This window comes from Anaerostipes faecis (assembly GCF_910574135.1).
GTDB classification, from domain to species: Bacteria; Bacillota; Clostridia; order Lachnospirales; family Lachnospiraceae; genus Anaerostipes; species Anaerostipes hominis.
The window spans coordinates 47,411-69,068 of record NZ_CAJSYK010000002.1 but is presented as its reverse complement, the minus strand read 5'-3'; the positions used below and the strand labels follow the sequence as shown (position 1 = coordinate 69,068).

General features: G+C 45.1%; 21 protein-coding genes, 1 tRNA gene and 1 other annotated feature. Of the genes, 20 read left to right on the top strand and 2 right to left on the bottom strand.

The genetic code is table 11. The features are described from left to right. The first annotated feature begins 33 nt into the window (after positions 1–33). Entirely contained in the window at positions 34–282 is a 249-nt protein-coding gene (locus QGT46_RS17175; protein ID WP_287517924.1) for a transporter substrate-binding domain-containing protein, read from the top strand. A 73-nt stretch (positions 283–355) separates the two neighbouring features. On the opposite strand, the gene QGT46_RS01955 is transcribed toward QGT46_RS17175, so the two are convergent. After that, positions 356–589 (bottom strand): HPr family phosphocarrier protein, encoded by a 234-nt coding sequence (locus QGT46_RS01955; RefSeq protein ID WP_024726986.1) that lies wholly within the window; start codon positions 587–589, stop codon positions 356–358. A gap of 157 nt (positions 590–746) precedes the next feature. Here QGT46_RS01955 and QGT46_RS01950 point away from each other — a divergent pair, with 157 nt between their 5' ends. From QGT46_RS01950 to QGT46_RS01865, 18 genes are all read left to right on the top strand, one after another. Further along, positions 747–926 carry a hypothetical protein gene (locus QGT46_RS01950; protein ID WP_148459019.1) on the top strand — a complete coding sequence of 60 codons (180 nt, stop codon included), beginning with the start codon at positions 747–749 and terminating at the stop codon, positions 924–926. 141 nt (positions 927–1,067) lie between these two features. Next, positions 1,068–2,027: a biotin synthase BioB gene (bioB, locus tag QGT46_RS01945; protein WP_148459020.1), complete on the top strand. Its 960-nt coding sequence runs from the start codon at positions 1,068–1,070 to the stop codon at positions 2,025–2,027. 8 nt (positions 2,028–2,035) lie between these two features. Continuing rightward, entirely contained in the window at positions 2,036–2,593 is a 558-nt protein-coding gene (locus tag QGT46_RS01940; protein ID WP_148459021.1) for a biotin transporter BioY, read from the top strand. A 119-nt stretch (positions 2,594–2,712) separates the two neighbouring features. Then, entirely contained in the window at positions 2,713–3,627 is a 915-nt protein-coding gene (locus QGT46_RS01935; RefSeq protein ID WP_148459022.1) for an ABC transporter ATP-binding protein, read from the top strand. Further along, on the top strand, positions 3,621–4,385 hold the full coding sequence (locus QGT46_RS01930) for an ABC transporter permease (RefSeq protein WP_148459023.1): 765 nt from the start codon (positions 3,621–3,623) through the stop codon (positions 4,383–4,385). The genes QGT46_RS01935 and QGT46_RS01930 overlap by 7 nt, the downstream gene beginning before the upstream one ends. Positions 4,386–4,429: 44 nt before the next feature. Beyond that, positions 4,430–4,654: a binding site (T-box leader), on the top strand. Positions 4,655–4,687: 33 nt separating this feature from the next. After that, a complete protein-coding gene (gene epsC, locus QGT46_RS01925; protein WP_024726993.1) occupies positions 4,688–5,371 on the top strand; it encodes a serine O-acetyltransferase EpsC in 684 nt (227 codons plus the stop codon). After that, positions 5,368–6,768, top strand: coding sequence for a cysteine--tRNA ligase (gene cysS, locus QGT46_RS01920; protein ID WP_148459024.1), 1,401 nt, complete (start codon positions 5,368–5,370; stop codon positions 6,766–6,768). The genes epsC and cysS overlap by 4 nt, the downstream gene beginning before the upstream one ends. After that, on the top strand, positions 6,753–7,184 hold the full coding sequence (locus tag QGT46_RS01915; protein ID WP_024726995.1) for a Mini-ribonuclease 3: 432 nt from the start codon (positions 6,753–6,755) through the stop codon (positions 7,182–7,184). Before cysS ends, QGT46_RS01915 begins: the two co-directional genes overlap by 16 nt. Beyond that, complete coding sequence (rlmB, locus tag QGT46_RS01910; RefSeq protein WP_148459025.1) at positions 7,181–7,921, top strand: 23S rRNA (guanosine(2251)-2'-O)-methyltransferase RlmB; 741 nt, start codon at positions 7,181–7,183, stop codon at positions 7,919–7,921. Before QGT46_RS01915 ends, rlmB begins: the two co-directional genes overlap by 4 nt. A gap of 7 nt (positions 7,922–7,928) precedes the next feature. Then, entirely contained in the window at positions 7,929–8,507 is a 579-nt protein-coding gene (locus tag QGT46_RS01905) for a sigma-70 family RNA polymerase sigma factor (protein WP_024726997.1), read from the top strand. A gap of 21 nt (positions 8,508–8,528) precedes the next feature. Beyond that, entirely contained in the window at positions 8,529–9,233 is a 705-nt protein-coding gene (locus tag QGT46_RS01900) for a metallophosphoesterase (RefSeq protein WP_024726998.1), read from the top strand. A gap of 49 nt (positions 9,234–9,282) precedes the next feature. Further along, positions 9,283–9,355, top strand: a tRNA-Thr gene (locus QGT46_RS01895). 731 nt (positions 9,356–10,086) lie between these two features. Then, complete coding sequence (gene trpS / locus QGT46_RS01890; RefSeq protein WP_148459026.1) at positions 10,087–11,094, top strand: tryptophan--tRNA ligase; 1,008 nt, start codon at positions 10,087–10,089, stop codon at positions 11,092–11,094. Between the two features lie 278 nt (positions 11,095–11,372). Further along, positions 11,373–12,527 (top strand): BMP family ABC transporter substrate-binding protein, encoded by a 1,155-nt coding sequence (locus QGT46_RS01885; RefSeq protein WP_148459027.1) that lies wholly within the window; start codon positions 11,373–11,375, stop codon positions 12,525–12,527. A gap of 139 nt (positions 12,528–12,666) precedes the next feature. Then, positions 12,667–14,223, top strand: coding sequence for an ABC transporter ATP-binding protein (locus QGT46_RS01880; protein ID WP_024727005.1), 1,557 nt, complete (start codon positions 12,667–12,669; stop codon positions 14,221–14,223). Beyond that, positions 14,210–15,304, top strand: a complete 1,095-nt coding sequence (locus QGT46_RS01875; protein ID WP_148459028.1) for an ABC transporter permease — start codon at positions 14,210–14,212, stop codon at positions 15,302–15,304. The genes QGT46_RS01880 and QGT46_RS01875 overlap by 14 nt, the downstream gene beginning before the upstream one ends. Continuing rightward, positions 15,301–16,257 carry an ABC transporter permease gene (locus QGT46_RS01870; RefSeq protein WP_024727007.1) on the top strand — a complete coding sequence of 319 codons (957 nt, stop codon included), beginning with the start codon at positions 15,301–15,303 and terminating at the stop codon, positions 16,255–16,257. Before QGT46_RS01875 ends, QGT46_RS01870 begins: the two co-directional genes overlap by 4 nt. A gap of 117 nt (positions 16,258–16,374) precedes the next feature. Continuing rightward, positions 16,375–19,491 carry an LPXTG cell wall anchor domain-containing protein gene (locus QGT46_RS01865; RefSeq protein ID WP_148459029.1) on the top strand — a complete coding sequence of 1,039 codons (3,117 nt, stop codon included), beginning with the start codon at positions 16,375–16,377 and terminating at the stop codon, positions 19,489–19,491. Positions 19,492–19,755: 264 nt separating this feature from the next. Here the strand turns inward: QGT46_RS01865 and QGT46_RS01860 are convergent, their stop codons facing one another. Beyond that, positions 19,756–21,054, bottom strand: a complete 1,299-nt coding sequence (locus QGT46_RS01860) for a polysaccharide biosynthesis protein (protein WP_148459030.1) — start codon at positions 21,052–21,054, stop codon at positions 19,756–19,758. A 140-nt stretch (positions 21,055–21,194) separates the two neighbouring features. Between QGT46_RS01860 and QGT46_RS01855 the strand changes: the two genes are divergently transcribed. Continuing rightward, a complete protein-coding gene (locus tag QGT46_RS01855; RefSeq protein ID WP_287517893.1) occupies positions 21,195–21,653 on the top strand; it encodes an RrF2 family transcriptional regulator in 459 nt (152 codons plus the stop codon). Positions 21,654–21,658: the final 5 nt, after the last annotated feature.

The window sequence follows — 21,658 nt, the reverse complement described above, 5'->3', positions numbered from 1 at the left end:
CGGAATAGAGACAGTGATGATCAGAAAAAGGGGATATGCGAAAAAGATAAATACGGAAATTATACCGGGCTGACGCCGGATTATCTGAACGAGATCGCAAAATATACGAACTGGGAGTACGAATATGTTTCGACCACATCAGATACCTTTATACAGGATCTGGCCGATGGAAAGTATGATATATTGGGAGGCGCCTACTATGCCAAGGAATTGAAGCCTTATTTTGCATATCCAAAGTACAGTATGGGGAGCAGCCGTGGAGGAACGCATTTCAAAGCGTGACGGAAATAGTGGTAAAAAACTCATAAAAAAGCGCCGTACCCCAGAGAATAAAACGGGGATACGGCATTTCCTTTTAGTTTAAAATAAATGGCTCTAATGCATTTTCAATGTCTTCCAGTTCGTCTTCGCCGTAAACGGTGAGGAGCAGCGGTTTGGACAATTCCAGGCTGAAAATGCCCATAATGGATTTTGCATCGACAACATAGCGGCCGGACGCTAAATCTATCTCGGATTTAAACCGGTTGATCAAGTTGACAAAGTCTTTTACTTTGTCTATGGAATCTAACAATATTTTATAGGTTTTCATATCAAACACCCCTTTCTTCTTTGCTGATGCAATGTCATGGTACAATTTTTTGAGCGGAAAGTCAAATTTCTCATAAGAATATATTGACAAGAAACGGATAAAATGAATAAAATAAAGGTCAGCGAAAAGGGAGAGAAGCAAGCAGGGAGGAAGATGCATGGGACTTTTAACAAGAGTGACAGACAATAATCCATACAGTAAAGATATCGACGAATTGCTGGAAAAGCGTGCCGATGTACAGGAAAAAGATACGGAAGACGGACTTACCTATGAGGAATCTATGAAAAAGATTGAGGAACGGATTAAGGAATTAGGCATCCTTGAAGAGGAAGAATAAAATAGAATCTGAGACGTGCGTCATTATGCAGCGCACGTTTTCATTTAACTAAATTGTAAACCTATATAATTATTGTGGTTGACAATTTGGAATTCATAGCGTATACTTCATTAACGAAGCGGGAAAGAGAAAGGAGTTTATATGCTGGAGGAATTTACAAGACAGATCCTTTCAGGAGAACAGGGACAGACCAAAATAGAAGATGTATTGTTTTTGCTGGATGCGGATCTTGAGATGCTGTGCCGGTCGGCAGACAGGATCAGAAAGAATTTTTGCAAAGACCACGGCGATCTCTGTACGATCATCAATGGGAAAAGCGGAAAGTGCAGCGAGGACTGCAGGTTTTGTGCACAGTCATCCCATCACCGGACTCAGGCGGACGAATATGCATTTCTTCCGGCCGAAGAGATTTTGAAGGACTGCCGGATGCAGGAAAGAAAAGGAATACACAGGTACTCTATCGTGACAGCCGGAAAATCTCTTGAGGGAGAAGATTTTTCAAGAGCTTTAAAGGCCTATCGTGCTATGTATGAACAGTGCAGTGTTTCCCTTTGTGCATCTCACGGGTTTCTGTCTTATGAAGCTTTTTTAGATCTGAAAAGAAATGGAGTCACACGATATCACTGTAATTTAGAAACATCAAGACGTTTTTTCTCTGAGATCTGCACGACTCATACATATGTTGACAAGATCTCAAATATTGAGAGGGCAAAGAAAGCAGGCCTTGAGATCTGTTCCGGCGGGATCATCGGAATGGGTGAGACAGAGGAGGACAGGCTGTCTTTGGCCCTTGAACTCGCAGGACTCGGAGTTGATTCTATTCCGATCAATGTTCTTACGCCGATTGAAGGAACTCCTCTGGAAGGCAGAAAAAGACTCGGCGAAGAGGAAATACTGAGGGCAGTTGCAGTGTTCCGGCTCTTAAATCCCAAGGCAGAAATCCGTCTGGCGGCAGGGCGGAATTTGATGGAAGACTGCGGAAGAGAGGCGTTTTGTTCCGGGGCCAACGGAGCGATCACTGGTGATATGCTCACTACATCCGGCAACAGGGTGGAAGACGACAGAAAGATGTTTTCACAGCTTGGATTTTCATTGACATAAGGAGGAGAATGACTATGAAGAAACTAGAAACAAGGCAGATGACACTCATAGGACTGATGTCGGCACTCATGTGCGTTGCGGGACCGCTTTCTGTTCCGCTGCCGTTTACACCGATTCCCATTTCACTCACAAATCTGGTTATTTATTTGACGGCATTTGTACTTGGGTGCAAATCCGGCACTGTGAGTTATGTGATCTATCTGCTGCTTGGCACAGCGGGACTCCCGGTTTTTTCAGGATTTACGGGGGGCCTGTCTAAGCTTGCCGGCCCTACGGGAGGATATTTGATCGGATTCGTATTGACGGCTGCAGTCTGTGGATTTGCAGCGGATCATTCCGGAGGAAAAAGAACCATACAATTTGCGGGAATGGTGATCGGAACGCTGGCGGCATATCTGTTCGGGACTGTTTGGCTCTGTTCGCAGATGAACCTTACACCGCTCCAGGGCCTCATGGCCGGAGTCATCCCGTATTTGCCGGGGGACCTGGTGAAAATGATACTGGCTGCGGCGATAGGAAACAGCATCCGGCAGACGGTGAAGCAAACGGCGTCAGCGTCTTCATAGCAGAGAAAAGGCATGAAAAAGAAATTTTTTCATGTCTTTTTTATTGACAAATTATTTGTACCATCGTATTATTGTATTAAAAGATCAGTACAATAATACGATGGTACAAGGAGGATTCTATGGACACGATTGTGAATGCAGAGGAGATTACAAAATCCTTTGGAAAACAAATAGCAGTGAGAAATGTCAGTATGGAAGTAAAAAAGGGAGATATTTACGGATTTATCGGAGAGAACGGTGCAGGGAAGACCACCATGATCCGGATGATGGCAGGATTGGCCAAACCCTCTTCCGGCAGGCTTTCCCTGTTCGGTTCCTATGATCTGGTCAAGGCAAGGGAAAAGATCGGGACAGTGATTGAATATCCGGCGCTGATTCCCGGTATGACGGCCAGAGAAAATCTCATGGTGGAGATGAAGCTCAGGGGACTGAAAGATCCGAAAAAGATTGAGGAAGTCCTCATAAAGGTGGGGCTTGCAGATACCAAAAAGAAGAAGGTGAAAAATTTCTCCCTTGGCATGAAGCAGAGGCTGGCGATCGCCATTGCACTTTTGGGCGATCCGGAATTTTTAATCCTGGATGAACCTACCAACGGGCTTGATCCGGTAGGAATCCGTGAGATCAGAGAATTGATCCAGGAGCTGAATCAGGAACATCATATCACGGTTTTGATATCAAGCCATATTTTGGGAGAGTTATCGAAACTGGCTACCAGATACGGTATCATCCATAAGGGTGAGCTGATTCAGGAATTTACGGAAGAAGAATTAAACAGGCAGAGTCAGTCCAGTCTTACGGTAAAGATGCCGAAGGAACAGAGGGAGAAGGCGTGCAAAGTTATGAGAGAGCATTTTTCGGCAGAAGCATTCCAGATGGTAGGAGAAGAAGAGTTAAAGGTCTACGGATTTTTGGAAAAGCCGGGGAAAGTCAATAAGGTGCTTATGCAGGAAGGAATCCAGGTAGAAGAAATCTTTGTGGAAAATATGGATCTGGAAAAATACTTTTTAAGAGCAGTGGGAGGTGCGGCATGTTAAATTTAATTCGGGCAGATATTTATAAATTGTTAAAATCAACGTCATTTCGTGTATGCGGGGTCCTGTTCCTTTTGCTGATGGGATCTGAGAATTTCCTTTATCATCTTGTGGAAAAAATGGGCGGAGGTGCAGGGACGCAGACGACGGTCATTTCAAGGATACAGGGGACAGATATCTCTTATCAGATTTTGTTGGCGATCGTTATCTCTCTGTTCATAGGCAGTGAATATACCTGTGGAACCATTAAAAATCTGGCATCAAAGCATTATGAGAGAAATAAAATCTTTGCTTCCAAGTGGATCGTGAGCGTCCTGCTGGCAACGGTTTATTTTGCGGCGAGCGTTGTAATTGTGGGAATCACTGCTATGTTTTACTGGAAAACCGGGGATATGAGCGGGACTGTCATAAGCGATACCGCAGGCTTTTTGTTCACAAAATATATTCTGGTCCTCAGCATCACATCTCTGTATGTTATGGCCGCATTTATAATAAGGAAGACACAATTTGTCCTTCCAGTTGCCATCATTGGGCTGGACGTTATTGGAATCATTGCAGTATATGGGGATATGGGACTCACAAAACTTTTGGGGCATACGGTGCAGCTGTCAAAATACTGGCCGAGCAACATGCTGGCTCAGATCATACAGAGCGGAGTACAACATGCCGAACTTCTTCCCGGGATATTAACCGGAATCGTATTTCTTATCGCTGCCGCGGCCGGCGGAGTCATGCATTTTAAACAAGTGGATATCAAATAACCCGGTTGACATTTTTAAGGAAAGCGCATAAACTATATGGTAAGTGAAATGCGCAGAACAGAAAGAGTACCTTCACTGGAACTAACAGAGAGAAACTGTCACCGGCTGAAAGCAGTTTTTAGGAAATGTGTTGGGAATGCCTCTGGGAGCAGACAGGGCGAAGCGGCAGTAGTCCTGTACGTGGCCGGCGTTAACGGAAGGTTAAGGGAAAGCATCCTTAAGGATACTTTAAGTAAGAGTGGAACCGCGGATACAACTTCGTCTCTTTTTTTGAGACGGAGTTTTTTTGTTTGGAGGTAAGTATGGGCTTTAGAGAGTTTGCAAAAAGCCAGTTTGACATCATAAAGGACCGGGACCCGGCCCTTAAAAACCAAAAGGAAGTATATCTTTATCCTTATGTCAGGGCTTTATATTGGTACCGGATCACACACCAATTATATAAGGAAGGGAATTTTTATAAGGCCAGAAAGATTTCACAAAAGATTGCCAGGAAGACCGGAATTGAGATCCATCCGGGAGCACAGATAGGAAAAGGGCTGTTCATTGACCACGGACATGGGGTTGTCATCGGCGAGACTACGATTATCGGCGACAATGTGACCATTTACCAGGGAGTTACGCTGGGAGGCACCGGAAATGAAACCGGGAAGCGCCATCCCACCATTGAGGATAATGTTTTGATCAGCGCCGGGGCGAAAGTACTAGGATCGATCACGATTGGGAAGAATTCCAAGATAGGAGCAGGTTCGGTTGTGGTTTCCGATGTGCCGCCCAACTCGACAGTGGTCGGAGTGCCGGGCAGAGTGATCAAGAGAGACGGGACCAGGATTCAGAGTCTGGAACTTAACCAGATTGACCTTCCGGATCCGGTTGATATGGATATTGAGAAGCTGGCTAAGGAAAATGCTGAGTTAAGAAGTGCTCTCAATATATTTATGGAGCACTGCAAACGTGTAGAGGATGCTGCGAAAGGAGATAAAGAATGAAGATCTATAATACACTGACAAGACAAAAAGAGGAGTTTGTTCCGGTACATCCAGGGAAAGTGGGCATGTACGTGTGCGGCCCGACTGTTTATAATTACATTCATATCGGGAATGCACGGCCGATGATCATTTTTGACACGGTCCGCAGATATTTTGAATACAAGGGATATGATGTCAATTATGTCTCTAACTTTACGGATGTAGACGATAAGATCATAAAAAAGGCCAATGAAGAAGGAGTGTCTGCCACAGAAATCGCGGAGCGCTACATCAAAGAGTGCAAAAAAGATATGGAGGGTCTAAATGTAAAGCCGGCGACCCACCAGCCGAAAGCCACAGAAGAGATTGACGGAATGATCCGCATGATTGGGACCTTGATCGAAAAAGGGCATGCCTACGAAGTAAATGGTACGGTTTACTTTAAAACCCGTTCTTTTGACGGATACGGAAAACTTTCCAAAAAGAACATTGACGACTTGGAGGCAGGCCACAGGGATATTAAAGTCCGCGGGGAAGAAGGCAAACAAGATCCGCTTGATTTTGTGCTTTGGAAGCCGAAAAAAGAAGGTGAGATTGCATGGCCGTCTCCTTGGGGAGAAGGCCGCCCGGGATGGCATATCGAATGTTCCGAAATGTCGAAAAAGTATATCGGGGATACGATTGACATTCATGCGGGAGGAGAGGACTTGATTTTTCCTCATCACGAAAATGAAATTGCCCAGAGTGAAGCATGCAACGACGAATGTTTTGCAAACTACTGGATGCACAACGGGTTCTTAAATATCGACAATCAAAAGATGTCCAAATCGGCCGGCAACTTTTTTACTGTCAGAGAGATCAGTGAAAAATATCCGCTGCAGGTTATCCGGTTTTTCATGCTGAGCGCACATTACCGCAATCCGCTGAACTTCAGCGATACGCTTGTGGAATCTGCCAAGAACGGACTGGACCGTATTCTCACAGCCATTGAACTTGTAAGGGATCAGGCGGAAAAGACAGGATCAGCCGTGAACAAAGAGGAAGAAGAGCATCTTAACGAAGCCGGAAAACTGGTCGGCAAATTTGAAGAAGCCATGGAAGACGATTTCAACACGGCGGATGCCGTTTCTGCTATCTTTGAACTTGTGAAGCTGGCCAATACAACCGTAAAAGAGTCATCCTCTGATTATGCGGCAAAGCTTCTGGAAATCATGGAAACGCTGTGCGGAGTACTCGGGATCGAGACAAAGCAGGAAGAAGAAATTCTGGATGAAGAGATTGAAAGGCTGATCGAGGAACGGCAGCAGGCGAGAAAAGAAAAAGATTTCGCCAGAGCAGATGAGATCAGGGATGAATTGTTAGAAAAAGGGATTATTTTAAAGGATACAAGAGAAGGCGTAAAATGGAAACGAGCTTAATTGAATTTATGACAAAGGGGCTTGACCTGCCTGAAATCGATCCTAAGACTTACTCACCCCTCGGACTCGCCTATATCGGAGATGCGGTCTATGAGATCGCCGTTCGGACACTGGTTATCTCTGAAGGAAACATGAGCGTGAATAAATATCACAAAAAGTCCAGCAGTTTGGTAAAAGCTTCCACTCAGGCCAGGGTTTATGATAATATAAAAGAAAGGCTCACAGACGAAGAGACAGCCGTCTATAAGCGCGGCAGAAATGCCAAATCCGCTACGGCCGCAAAAAATGCTTCGATCGTGGAATACCGGATGGCGACAGGGATCGAAGCCCTGATCGGATATCTGTACTTATCCGGGAGGATGGCACGGGCTGTGGAGCTGATTAAAATAGGATTAGATGTAGGAGAAAATGAATGAGTTACGAAGAATATCTGCTGGCGGGAAGAAATGTGGTGCTGGAGGCACTGAGAGCGGGAAAGCCCATCGATAAGATCTATATTCTGGACGGATGCCAGGACGGTCCTGTCCGGACGATCGTCCGGGAGGCAAAAAAAACAGACGCAGTTCTGAATTTTGTAGAAAAAGAACGTTTGGATCAGCTTACAAAGGAACATCACCAGGGTGTGGTCGCAATGGCCGCGGCCTATGAATATGCACAGATAGAAGATCTGTTTGCCAGGGCAGAGGAGAAGAACGAAGATCCGTTTTTTATTCTTCTGGACGGTATTGAAGATCCTCACAATCTGGGAGCTATTATAAGAACAGCAAATCTTGCCGGGGCTCATGGCGTCATCATTCCTAAAAGAAGGGCAGTGGGACTGACCCCGACGGTGGCAAAAACATCCGCAGGAGCGCTTAATTATACCCCGGTGGTGAAAGTGACCAACTTGTCAAAGACGATGGAAGAACTGAAGGAGCGGGGGTTATGGTTTGTCTGTGCCGATATGGATGGAGACATCATGTACCGCCAGAATTTAACCGGTCCTATAGGACTGGTCATCGGAAATGAGGGCAGCGGTGTCAGCCGCCTTGTGAAGGAGAAGTGTGATTATACCGCTTCTATTCCGATGAACGGCGATATTGATTCTCTGAACGCATCGGTTGCAGCCGGCGTGCTGGCTTATGAGATCGTGAGGCAGAGACTTTTAAAATAGGGGAACTATGAAAGACTTTGAACATTATTCTGACAGGGACCTGTTAAATGAGATAAAAAGCGGTGACGATCAGGCGATGGATTTTCTGCTGAACCGGTATGGGGGACTGGTGCGCAGGGAATCCAGGAAGTTCTTTCTGGCCGGGGCCGATGAGGAGGACTTGATCCAGGAAGGGATGATCGGTCTTTTTAAAGCTGTAAAAAATTATGACAACGAAAAGAACGCTTCATTTTCCACATTTGCATCACTTTGTGTAAAACGGCAGATTTATACGACGGTGACGGCTTCCAAGAGAAAGAAACACGGTCCATTGAACAACTATATCTCACTGTTTAATGAACAGGGGGAGGAAGACCAGTTTATGGAAGAAGACACGAATCCGGAACAGGTTCTGATACAAAAGGAAAACATCTCTAACTACTATAAGAAAATTGAGACAAAGCTCAGCGGCTTTGAGAAAGATGTGATGGAACTTTATCTGAGCGGAGAAAATTATGTGGAGATTGCCGTAAAACTGGACAAACCGAAAAAGTCCATCGACAATGCGATTCAGAGGATCCGCAGAAAATTAGGGGAAGAAAGTTAATCACCCGGAGGGGGAGTATACATGCAGAATGTTTATGTGTTGTCCGATATTCACGGCCAGAGCCGGGCTTTTTTTGAGATGCTGGAGAAGATCCGGTTCTCTTCAGAGGATAAATTATTTATTATCGGAGATGTGGTGGACCGTGGGCCGGACGGCATCCAGCTGCTGGAATATATAAGGGAACAGCCGAATATGGAACTTCTCATGGGAAACCATGAAGACATGTTCCTAAGAACTATGGATGACGAGGAATCATGGTATGAGACGTGGCTTTTTAACGGCGGAGGGGTTACTTTAGCTTCTCTTATGTCGTTTCCGAAAGAAGAACAGGAGCAGTGTATCGAGTTTGTTCGAAAGCTCCCTCTTTACCGGATGATCACAGTAGAAGGAAAGCGTTATCTTTTGGTTCATGCCGGCATTGATGCAGCACTGGGAGATTCAGAGGAGAAGCTCTCAGAGATGGACCGGGATACTCTTCTGTGGACACGCAGGGAGTTTTTTAATGCCGTCCTCTCCTGTCCGTATACCGTCATTTTTGGACATACGCCTACAGGCGCACTGCTTTATTATGCGGGGACTTTGACGGAAGAAGCCAGGAAGCAGGCTGCCGCATTTCATATCGCAAAATGGGATCAAAGGATCGCTATTGACTGCGGGGCCGCCTATGGTGAAAATCTTGGCTGTCTGAGATTGAATGATCAGGAAGAATTTTATATAAAAATATGAAAAATTATTGACAAGAATCGATCGGTATGATAAATTTAATAACGGTCTTGCTGATGTGGCACAGGTGGTAGCGCACCTCATTGGTAGTGAGGAGGTCACGGGTTCAACTCCCGTCATCAGCTTATCGTAAGAAACGGCTCAAACTATGATTTTATAGGTTTGGGCCGTTTCTTTTACTAAAAACGTTCGAAAACTATATAATAACAATACATGAGACAAAGTCGAGAGGAAAAGCATATAGATACAATTTACAAGGTGATTTTGAAATCTATTTCGGAAGTGAATCCTGAGCCGGATAAGATTGAAGCAATCGCAGAGGCAAAAGCAAATAAAAGTGCTGCAATTTTGCATGAAGATATTCATTGGGATTAGTCATGTTAAACGTCTGTAGAAGCAGATTCTTTGTCACATGAGAAGATGGTAAATCAAAAACAATATTGTTATAAATAGTAAATTTTTATGCGGGTTAAGAGGCACTGAAACACAGGCGATTATGAGACGGGTTACTCAGCTACCCGTCTCTTTTTCTGCAAATGTTACGGATGGGAAAGGGTCTACCCAGGAACAGGTACTCGGAAAAGAAATCGAATACACAAGAACTATATCTACCACTGAAAAGGGAACCCACATAAATATACATATTCTGCTGCTTAACGGCAGTAAGTCTATAATATTTTAGGAATACATAAATAGAAATATGGAGGTAACACAAACTGGAACTAAAGATTTTAAAACAGGATTTTTCGGACTTGACTGAGAAGTTCTGTGAAAAGATTGCGCTGAACGTTTGGAAACTTCCCTGCAATATGATATGATGAATCCAGAGAAAATTTATGGAAGAAAGGAACGACAGATGTTAGACGGAAAGAAATCATTATTCAGTGGCATGCAGGCCACCGGTACTATTACATTGGGCAATTACCTGGGAGCATTAAAAAACTGGGTGGACATTGATAAGGATCAGTATATGTGTTTTTACAGTGTTGTGGACATGCATTCCATCACAGTAAGACAGGAGCCTTCGGAACTTAGAAAAAGGGCCAGGAGCCTTTTGGCACTCTATATAGCGGCAGGACTTGATCCGGTGGAAAACTGTATTTATTACCAGTCACACGTTTCGGCACACGCTGAACTCATGTGGATCTTAAACTGCTTTACCTATATGGGGGAAATGAACCGGATGACCCAGTTTAAAGATAAGTCTCAGAAGCATCCGGAAAATATCAACACAGGACTTTTCACTTACCCGGTACTGATGGCGGCAGACATTTTGCTGTTTCAGTCCGATGTGGTACCTGTGGGGAAAGATCAGACGCAGCATCTGGAGATCACCAGAGATATTGCAGAAAGATTCAACAAGATTTACGGTGATGTCTTCACGATTCCGGAAGCATACATCGGCAAAGTCGGACAGAAGATCATGAGCCTCCAGGAGCCGGAGAAAAAGATGTCCAAATCTGACGAGAATGCCAATGCGCATATACTGCTTTTGGACGACCCGGACACAATTATGAGAAAGTTTAAGAAGGCGGTGACAGACTCCGAGGCATGCATTGCATATTCTGAACAGAAGCCTGGCATCAAAAACCTGCTGGATATCTACTGTGCGATCAATGGGAAGAAACCCGAGGAAGCAGTGGCTGAATTTGATGGCATGGGATACGGCAGGCTGAAAGAGCGGGTCGGAGAGACGGTTGTAGAAGAACTGCGGCCGATTCAGGAGCGCTATAACGATATCATGAAGAATAAAGATTATTTGAATAAGATTATAAAAGATAATGGGGAAAAGGCTTCTTACTATGCGACGAAGACATTGAGAAAGGTACAGCACAAAGTGGGATTTCCCGACCGTATCCGCTGATATGTGCGGGATATGAGTATAAAATAGCAAGATCCGGTGTGAGCAGCTTTAAGAGGCTGTTTTCGCCGGATTTTTTGATGCATAAGGAAAGTTTATAATGAGCAACAGAAAACTGATTCGGGGATCATATTGCTCGCCATTTGAGGCCTGAATAGGCAGGCAAAAGTACCTTGCAGTGGACAGGCACTTTTGTTATAATTTTAATATCATTTAATGCGCGCAGGCGCAGTTTTGGCATCCGTGCACAAGACGGAAGCCAGGCAGAAGGAGGAAGGTTTATGAAGAAAAAAGTTTTGAAAGTCACTGGCATTATTTTGTCGTTAGTGCTTGTCTTGGGATTGATGACAGGCTGCGGCTCTAAAAAGACTACAAGCGACAAGAAGGAGGAGAAAAAACAGTTCAAGATTGCAAAGAAAGATCTGAAGATCGGGGTGATTCATATCTCTGATCCTTCAGAGGGGTCAGGGTATACATATACACATGATCAGGGCATCATAGCGATGCAGAAGAAACTTGGTCTGAAAGACAGCCAGATCGTGAGAAAGACCAATATCACAGACACAGACCCGACCAAGACAGAGACTGCGATCAAAGAGTGCATCGAAGACGGTTGCAATGTGATCTTTGGTACAAGCTGGGGCTATATGGACACGATGGAAGCTATGGCAAAAGAGTATCCTGATGTAGCATTCTCTCACGGAACCGGATATAAGAAGAATGATTCCAACTTTAACAACTATTTCGGAAGAATTTATCAGGCAAGATATTTAAGCGGTATCGCGGCAGGCCTTAAAACAAAGAGCAACAAGATCGGATATGTTGCCGCTATGGGCAAGGACAATGCCGAGGTTACCGGGGGCGTAGATGCATTTGCCATGGGTATTTACTCTGTTAATAAAAAGGCAAAGGTATATGTAAAAGTTACAAACAGCTGGTTTAACCCGAATGAAGAGACAAATGCGGCAAAAGCTCTGATCTCTCAGGGCTGTGACGTGATCGGACAGCACTGTGATACGCCGAACCCACAGCTGGAAGCGGAAAAAGCAGGTGTATGGGGTGTTGGATATAACTCTGATATGACAAAAGATGCTCCGAAAGCTACGCTGACTTCTACTATTTGGAACTGGGGTGCTTACTATACAGAAGCAGTTCAGGAGCTCATCGACGGAACATGGAAGCCGGAAGTTTACTACGGCGGCATGAAAGAGGGATTGGTTGACATTGCTCCGCTTAACAAGAAACTGATCGCTCCAGGTACAGAAAAGAAGATCGAGGAGGCAAAAGAAAAGATGCTTTCCGGCGATTTCAATGTATTTGACGGTGTCATCGAGACCAACGACGGCAAGAAGGTCGGCAAAAAGGGTGAGACTTTAAGCGACGAAGACATCAAAGGAAAAATCAACTGGTACTTCAAAAACATCGTTGTAAAATAAGCAGCACAGCAGAAATTTCCATGAGAGACATGGATGAATGAGAAGGGCATTGTATATTCTGAAACAGAAGGCAGTGCCCTTCTTTCTTGGAACTTAATGAAAGAAGAGAGGCAGAAAACACATGATACGAGGTGATGAAATGGCACAGGAGAAGAAGGATACATATGCCATAGAGTGCAAAGGCATCCGAAAGACTTTTGGGAGTGTTGTGGCAAACAATAACGTAGATCTGGATGTAAAATATGGTGAAATCCTTGCCCTTCTCGGAGAGAACGGTTCGGGAAAGACGACTCTGATGAATATGCTCTCCGGGATCTACCACCCGGATGCCGGAACCATCAGGATCGGAGGACAGGAAGTTTCCATCAATTCTCCGACGGATGCGATCGGCCTGGGGATCGGCATGATCCACCAGCATTTTAAGCTGGTGGATGTGCACAGTGCGATGGATAACATTGTGCTTGGGACAAAAGAAAAGAGAATCCGTCCGAAAGAACTGAAAGCGAAGATCGAAGAGATCAGTTCAAAATTTGGCCTGGAGGTGGATCCGGAAAAGAAGATCTATAATATGTCGGTCAGTGAAAAACAGACTGTGGAAATCCTGAAAGTCTTATACAGGGGAGCGAGCATCCTGATCCTGGATGAGCCGACGGCGGTGCTGACACCCCAGGAGACAGAAAAACTGTTTGCGATCCTTCGGAGAATGAAAGAGCAGGGCTGTGCCATCGTCATCATTACCCATAAATTAAATGAGGTGCTGGCTATCAGCGACCGTGTTGAGATCCTTCGAAAAGGGGAGAGCATCGGGACCGTGGACACAAAAGACAGTGATGAGAAAAAGCTGACAGAGCTGATGGTGGGACGTCCGGTGACACTGGAGATCGACCGTCCCGAAAGGAAGGCCGATGCAGTTCCTGAAATCGTCATTCGCAATCTGAACGTCGAACGTCCGGACGGCACACCGGGTCTTACCAATGTGAATTTTGAACTGATGGAAGGTGAGATCTTAGGAGTGGCGGGAATCGCCGGAAGCGGCCAAAAAGAGCTGTGTGAAGCGATCACGGGGCTCACGGAGATCAAAGAAGGAAGCATCGTTCACAGAGAAGAAGAACTGGTGGGTATGACGTTTAAGGATATCCGAAGCCGCGGCATTCGTATTTCTTTTGTACCGGAAGACCGGCTTGGCATGGGACTGGTGGCGTCTATGGGGATGGTGGACAACGTCCTCCTGAAACACTATCAGGATCAGCAAGGTATTTTTATAGATCGGAAAACTCCGAGAAAGATGGCGGAGAAAATGGTGAAGGAACTGGGCATCCTGACTCCGAGTGTGGATACGCCGGTGCGGATGCTGTCCGGAGGAAACGTACAGAAAGTACTTCTGGGAAGAGAGATTATTGCAGAGCCGAATGTACTCCTTACGGCATACCCGGTCCGCGGACTGGATATCAATTCTTCCTATACTGTATATGACCTGCTCAATGAGCAGAAGAAAAAGGGTGTGGCGGTGCTGCTGGTGGGAGAAGACCTGGATGTGCTCTTATCTATCAGCGACCGTATTTTGGTACTCTGTCACGGAGAAGTCTCCGGCATCGTAGATGCGAGAAAAACGACAAAAGAAGAAGTCGGCCTGCTTATGACAGGAGTAAAAGGAACGAAAGAGGAGAAGGAGGAGAGCACAGATGGAAGCAAGTAAGAAGACAGGAAGGAAACCGCTGCTGCGTACAGTGAAGCGGGCGGAGCTTTCCCGGGAAAAGACCATGATCCTGCGCGCTGCTTCCGTGCTGCTTGCCCTGCTGGCAGGAGGAATCTTCCTCCTGATCATCGGTTTTAACCCATTTACTGTGTATCAGACAATTATAAGCGGAGCCTTCCGGAGTGAGATGGCGGTCCAGGCTACGATCCGCATTATGATACCGCTGCTGATCTCTTCCCTGGGCGTTACCATGGCATTTAAGATGAGATTCTGGAATATCGGGGCAGAGGGGCAGATCATCATGGGAGCAATTTTTGCCACCTATTTTGCACTGTATCAAAATGCGATGCCTCATGTCCTTCTGCTGATCATTATGTTTATATTCAGTGTGATCGGAGGAGGGCTGTTCGGCTTGATACCGGCGTTTTTCAAGGCAAAGTTCAATACCAATGAAACATTGTTTACTCTGATGCTGAATTACATCGCTCTGAATGTGATCGTATATCTGAGGGACGGCCCGTGGAAAGATCCGGCCTCCTCCGGATTTCCCAAGATCGCAAGGTTTGATCTCAACGCACAGCTGGATTCAGTTCTGGGCGTCCAGGCCGGCTGGATCATTGCTTTGTTGCTCACCGCGATCGTCTATATTTATCTGAAATATACGAAGCAGGGGTATGAGATCTCCGTAGTGGGAGACAGTCATGCTACGGCCAAATATGCAGGGATTCCGGTAAAGCGTATGATGCTGCGGACCATGTTTCTCAGTGGTGCTATCTGCGGTATTGCGGGTATGGTGCAGGCAACGGGCTCCGACATGACATTGGCAACCTCTGTGGCAGGAGGAGTCGGATTTACGGCGATCATCGTAGCGTGGCTGGCCCGTCTGAATCCGGCTGCAATCGTGATCGTGTCTTTCCTGTTCAGTATTCTGGAAAAGGGAAGCAGCGTTATGCAGTCCACCTATGGGCTTTCCAGCTATTCGGCTGATGTTCTTCAGGGGATCATCCTGTTTTTTGTTCTCGGATGTGAGTTTTTTGTGCGTTATAAATTTGTCGGAAGAAAAGGAGGTGCCGGGAAATGAGTACGGTATTGAATCTGTTTGTGGCAGCAGTGCTGGCCGGCACGCCTCTGCTGTTTGGCACTGTCGGTGAGATCATGAACGAAAAGGTCGGACATCTGAATCTGGGTGTAGAAGGTATGATGTCGATAGGTGCATGTGCAGGATTTATGGTCGGGTATCAGACGGATAATGTTGTGCTTGCTCTTCTGGCTGCGTTCGCTGCCGGGGTGGCGGCGGCACTGATCTATGCGGTCCTGACGATTACGTTTATGGCGGATCAGAATGTAACGGGGCTTACATTGACTATTTTTGGCGTGGGACTTGCAAATTTTATCGGCGAATATATGCTGAATCATTCTGCCACTCAGTCATTAAAACTTCCGGAACACATTTCTGCACAGATTGCAAATCTGCATATCCCTGTGCTGAGTGATATCCCGGTGTTGGGGAAACTGCTGTTTTCCTACAATATCTTTGTATATATCGGTATTGTGACAGCTGTGATCTGCTGGTACTATCTGCAGAAAACAAAAACCGGGCTCAATGTCCGGGCAGTGGGAGAAAATCCTGGTGCTGCCGATGCAGCCGGAATCAGGGTTATCCGTGCAAAGTATATCAATGTACTGATCGGCGGAGGGATCTGCGGTATCGGAGGAGCCTATTCTGCCATGATCATCTGCGGAGGTGTATGGATCAGCAACTGTGTCAATGGATTGGGGTGGATCTCTGTTGCACTAGTTATCTTTGCATCGTGGAGTCCGGTAAAAGCGATCTATGGATCACTGGCTTTCGGCTGTTTCAGTGTTTTGAAATACTATGTGCCGAAGAGCATCATCAGTATACCGAATGCATTTTATGATATGCTCCCATTCGTGATCACGGCGCTTGTACTTGTAATTTCCTCTGTCAGGCAGTCAAAAGAAAATAATCAGCCGGCATCCTGCGGGACAAACTATTTCCGGGAAGAACGGTAAGTGAATTTCCCTAAAAGCATTGAAAAATGCGATTTCTATGCTACACGTACACTACGTATAAGCAAAAACAAGAATAAAAAGGTTTATAAATATTTTTGAAGAAAGGAAAGGTCAATTATGAAACGAGCAAAGCAAAGTGAGTTGCTGGCGCTTATGCTGGCGATCACAATTTTGCTGACTATGTTTCCTGCTACAGTTTTTGCGGAAGGGGATAAAGCAGCGGATATGATGACCAGGGCATCAAAGCTCTCGGATAACAGTTCATGGGAGGAGTGTGTCGATTGTTCGCAGGATAAACCACATTTAATTTCAACACCTGCTGATTTAGATAAAATCAGAACACATACTCACACTGAAAATGGAAAAACATCAATAACTGGCTACTTTAAACTTGCAAACGATATCGTTTTTAATGACTCCGATTTTGAAGAAAACGGCGCTTTTTATAATGATGGAGCCGGATGGATTGCAATAGGTAAGGAATCAGCCCAGGCTACTTCTTTAGCCCACTATTTTTCTGGCATTTTTGATGGAGATGGACATTCAATTTGCAATATTAGAACCGGAAATCAGACTACTTCCGTAGGGCTATTCGGGAAAATTGGAGCCAATAATACACAGAGAGATGGTGTGGCAAAAAATTTCACACTCAAAAATTGTATTTTTAATGAAAATTATACAGTTGTATCAGGCAAGATGGATGGAAGAACAACAGGAGGCGTTACTGGTGCACTCCATGGAACAATTTCTAATGTAACCATTGATGGCTGTCGGTTTTATGCAGTAAAAGGGCATGTGGGTTCTATTACTGCTTGGCTTAGTGGCGGAATAGTTGAGAACTGCGTGGTGAAAAATACTACTGTTAAAGCAATTAAAACTCCAGATGGCGGCAACAATAATGGTGATAAAGCTGGGTTAATTTGCGGCAACGCAGATACCGATGCACAGATCCTAAATTGCTCAGTTTCTGACAGTAAAATTACTGCTGAAAGCCGTGGGGCAGGTGGTGTTTGCGGAATGCAATATGGAAGTTCCATCAAGAATTGTACAGTGACTAATTGTGAAATTAATGGAACTGAAAATGTAGGCGGTATTAGTGGGGGTAACTATGCCGGTACTTGGGAAAGCTTCATCGAAAATTGCATTGTATCAGATTGTCAAATCAATGCTACATTAAATGCCGGTGGCATTGAGGGTACTGTCTACGGTGGCACTATATCTGTAAACCTCAAAAATAACGCAGTATTAAATACGAATATAGCACTGATTGGAAATACTGCAAACAATAAAACTGCTGGTGGTCTCTGGGCAGGCTCGGGTGCTAATGTTACAGGAAAGATTGAAAACTGCCTGGCATCCAATGTTAAAATAGATACTACAAAAATTGAAACCCCCCCGACCAGCTTAAAACTTGGCAGCGTTTGCGGATCGGGTGTAGCATCAACAGAAATTTCTAATACGTTTGCCGATGTGGAAATAATTTGCAATGAAACTCAAAACGCAACAGTAGGGGGAATTTGCTCAAATCAAAACATTAAAAGTTCAACAAATAGTTTTTATATTCAATACAATGGATTTCCTTCAACGGATTTTTCTGAAGTATCAGATAGCAAATATGCATTGCAAAAACACAATAAAGCAACCGTTGAATATGGAACAGACATTTCATTGTTGAAACTCTTTAATGCGAAAAAGCTTCCAAGTGGCGATATGGTAAAATATCGCAGCAGTAATGAAGATGTTTTATCTGTTAAAGATAATAATTTAGTCGTTAAAGGAACTGGCGATGCAACTATAACTTGCTATATTGTTATCAATAATACTGAAAAAGCCTTTATTAGCGCTAAGGCTACAGTCACACCGTTATCAATCATCTACGGGACACCGAACGAAACTAACAAGGATGGCCTCCCGTACATTGAATATGCCTTGAATGCAGACGGCACAGCGCCAAAAATCAGCGAGCTGCTAGGGTTTTATCCGACAAAAAAAGGTCCAAACGGCACTTATGAAGCAGATACTTCTAGACGACCAATCTACCTAACCCCAGGTATGGGAAAAGATGGAGATGTGGAATATACCTATACAAACGATGTCAGTGGCAATATCATTATGACAGATACATTGCCGATACACCCGACGAAAGATGCAAACGGAAATCCGCACAGTATCCGAGTTGAAATGAAACTGAAAAATCCGAACTACCGGTTCTGCACCGTAGGTACAAATTGGAAGCCGAAAGATACAATAGTACTTTATGTTACCTGTCATGAAGAAGGACTGACCGAAGTAGATATGTATCTGAAAGGGGATAAAGAACCTCTGAAGAGCTTTGAAGACCGTCAAGAGTATGAGTACAGCGGAAAAGGTATCGTTCCGACAGAACGGAATCTGACCACATTATATACACAAGGTAAAAATAGCCAAGACAGCATTACGGAGTTTACCGTTCATTTCCATGCGGTAGATGAGGGAAGCTCCTTTACCGGAACACACTTGTATAATAAAAAGAGCAGTGAACTGACTGCGGAGGAGATCAGAAAAATTGCTCCGACAGAACCGGGGGTATATTCCTTCGTTGTGAACGGATACAACCCGGATACCAAGACATACTGCTACGTTTCCCGCCGATACAGCATCGTGAAAGGTAATCCCACCGGCAGTCCCACCGTTAACACCGTGAACAGCGGTGTGGCTCTGTCGGAAGTTACCCTGTCAGGCACGATGAAAAATGCACTAGGCGCTGAAGTTGAGGGTACGTTCGCTTGGGATAATGCAAGTCAGATTGTGGCATGCGGAACTGCGTACGGATGGACATTTACTCCGAAAGATATAGCTCATTATAACGCGGTAAAAGGTAAGTCAGTGGTATTATCGCACAACTGGGAAAATGAGTGGAAGAATGATAAAAATAGTCATTGGAAGGAATGCACAGGCTGTGGTGAAAAAAATACTGCAGCGGCTCACACATTCCAGTGGGCTATCGATAAGGAAGCTACGGCTACCGGCAAGGGCATCAAGCATGAGGAATGCTCTGTTTGCGGCTATGAGAAAGCGGCTGTTGAAATTCCGGCAACCGGCGGTACTGAAACCTCCGGAGATAACGACAAGCTGTCTAAAGCGGATACAGACTCTCCGCAGACAGGTGATACCAGCAATATCTTCTTATGGGTTGCTCTGCTGATTGTATCCGGCGGCGCAGTACTGGCGCTGAAGCTGAAAAGAAAACGTTAAAACATGTAAGCCGCATATGCGTTAAAACGCAATCCCGACTGAAAGGGCGGAGGCTTTGAAAGTATCAAAACGGAGCAAATAATTGATAGCAAAAATCCGATGAATACGAATTTCTTTCGATTCATCGGATTTTTTTCACGGTGCCTTTGCAATGCCAGATGATTCAGTACAGTTAATACTTCCTAAATTACTTCCTTATCAGGTGTTAGCAAAAAAAGAGCTTCCTTTTTTGTGCGCTTTAAAAAGCCCGGAGCTGTATGGAGTTCATTTTATTTTCCGGTAATGCATGATGACCACCAGAAGAGTGCTTGCCATCAGTCCCCAGAGATATCCGTTGATCCCCACCATTGGGACCACAAATACGATAAAAGAGATCCTGAGCAGGAGGGAGACCGAATTGTTAAACAGCGTGGTTTTGGTCTTCCCAAGACCGTTCAGGATACTGGACAGGGTTCCGGAAAGATAGAGCACCGGACACAAAAAGGAGAGCATCCTCAGGAACATGCCGGCCTCTTTGCTGTGGAATACGATCAGTCCGATAGATGGCCCCAGAGTAAAAAATAAAAAGAAACTTACGATCCCCAGCAGAAAGCAAAAGGAAAGGGAGTATTTGGTGGCCCTGTGTAATGTGCGGTAATCCTGTTCCGCTGTCGCAGCTGATACTTTCGGCAGAAGCATCACAGAGATGGAGTTGGTGATGCTGGACGGAAAGTTGATAAAGGGAATCGCCATTCCTGTCAGGATACCATATACTTCTACCGAATAGTGCTGATTGCAGTAAAACCTGGTCAGCATCATCGGAATTAAAATATTTTCCAGACTCTGCAGCAGTGTAATGGAGAGGGAGTTGCAGGTCAGCGGAAAGCTGAGGGAAAGCAGGCTGCCAAAAAGCTTTCTGGAGGAAGCCGCCGGCAGTCCGCTGCTTTGCTGCTTTGTCTTTAAAAGGTGATAAACGACAGTGTAAAGGCAGGAAGCCATTTCTCCGGCGACCATTCCGAGAACCGCGATCAGCGCAGGTGTCTCAAGCTTTAAAAAGAAGGTGACAGAAACCGCATAAATCCCCAGTATCCGGGACACTTGTTCGATACAAAGTGAGACAGACGGGAGGCCGGGTTTGCCGAGACCGATATGGTAACTGTGGATACATGCTTTTACGCCTACAAATGGCATGGCAAAAACAGCGGCTTTGAGGCAGGGGATGCAGTCTTTCTCGTGGAGAAATTTCATGCAGAGCTCGTCGGCAAAGAAATAAAAGAAACAGGCACAGATCAAAGAGAGCAGGATCGTGACGGCTAAAGTGATCTTTAAGATTTTTCTGCAGTTTTCCGGACGGCCTTTGGCCATCTGAGCGGCGACGATCTGAGACAGGGCAGTCTCGTATCCATGAAAGCAAAGGGCAAAACCCACCAGGTAAATAGGAAAAATTAATTGATAGACTCCCATCTGATGGGCACCAATTAATCCAGCCAGAAATATTCTATTATAGAATCCAATAAATCTGGAAAAAATATTAGCGGCTGTTAAAATTAATGTACCTTGTACAAAAGGGCTGGATTTTTTCATAAGAACTCCCCAATTGATATTGTTCTATTGTATGTCAAGAAATACGCGGTTATGATTGGGATTGTGTTGACATCGGAAGTCCCAGGTGATAACATAGCAGTGTGATATCCGACTATTTTGGTCGGGATTGGAGTGGTGAGATGAAATTATCAACAAAAGGAAGATACGGCCTTCGCGCAATCGTAGATATTGCAGTGTTCGGGGAGAATGAACCTGCGGCAGTCAGTGCGATATCAGAGCGGCAGGATATATCCATCCGATACCTGGAACAGCTTCTTTCCAAGTTAAAGAAGGCGGGGCTTGTAAAAAGCATCCGGGGAGCCCAGGGAGGATATGTTCTGGCGGGAAATGCAGAAGATATTTCAGTGGGAGACGTGCTGAGGGCACTGGAAGGCGATCTGACGCCGGTAGACTGTACAGAACTTACCGATACAGAGGAAACATGCAGCAGCTCTAAGTACTGCGTGACAAAAACTGTGTGGAAGAGGATCAATGACAGCATTGCTAAAACAGTGGATTCTATTTATTTAGATGAGCTGGCGGACGAGGCAAGAGCTGTTCAGCAGGGGAAACCGGCGGAACGAAATTGTGAAAGATAGGAGAA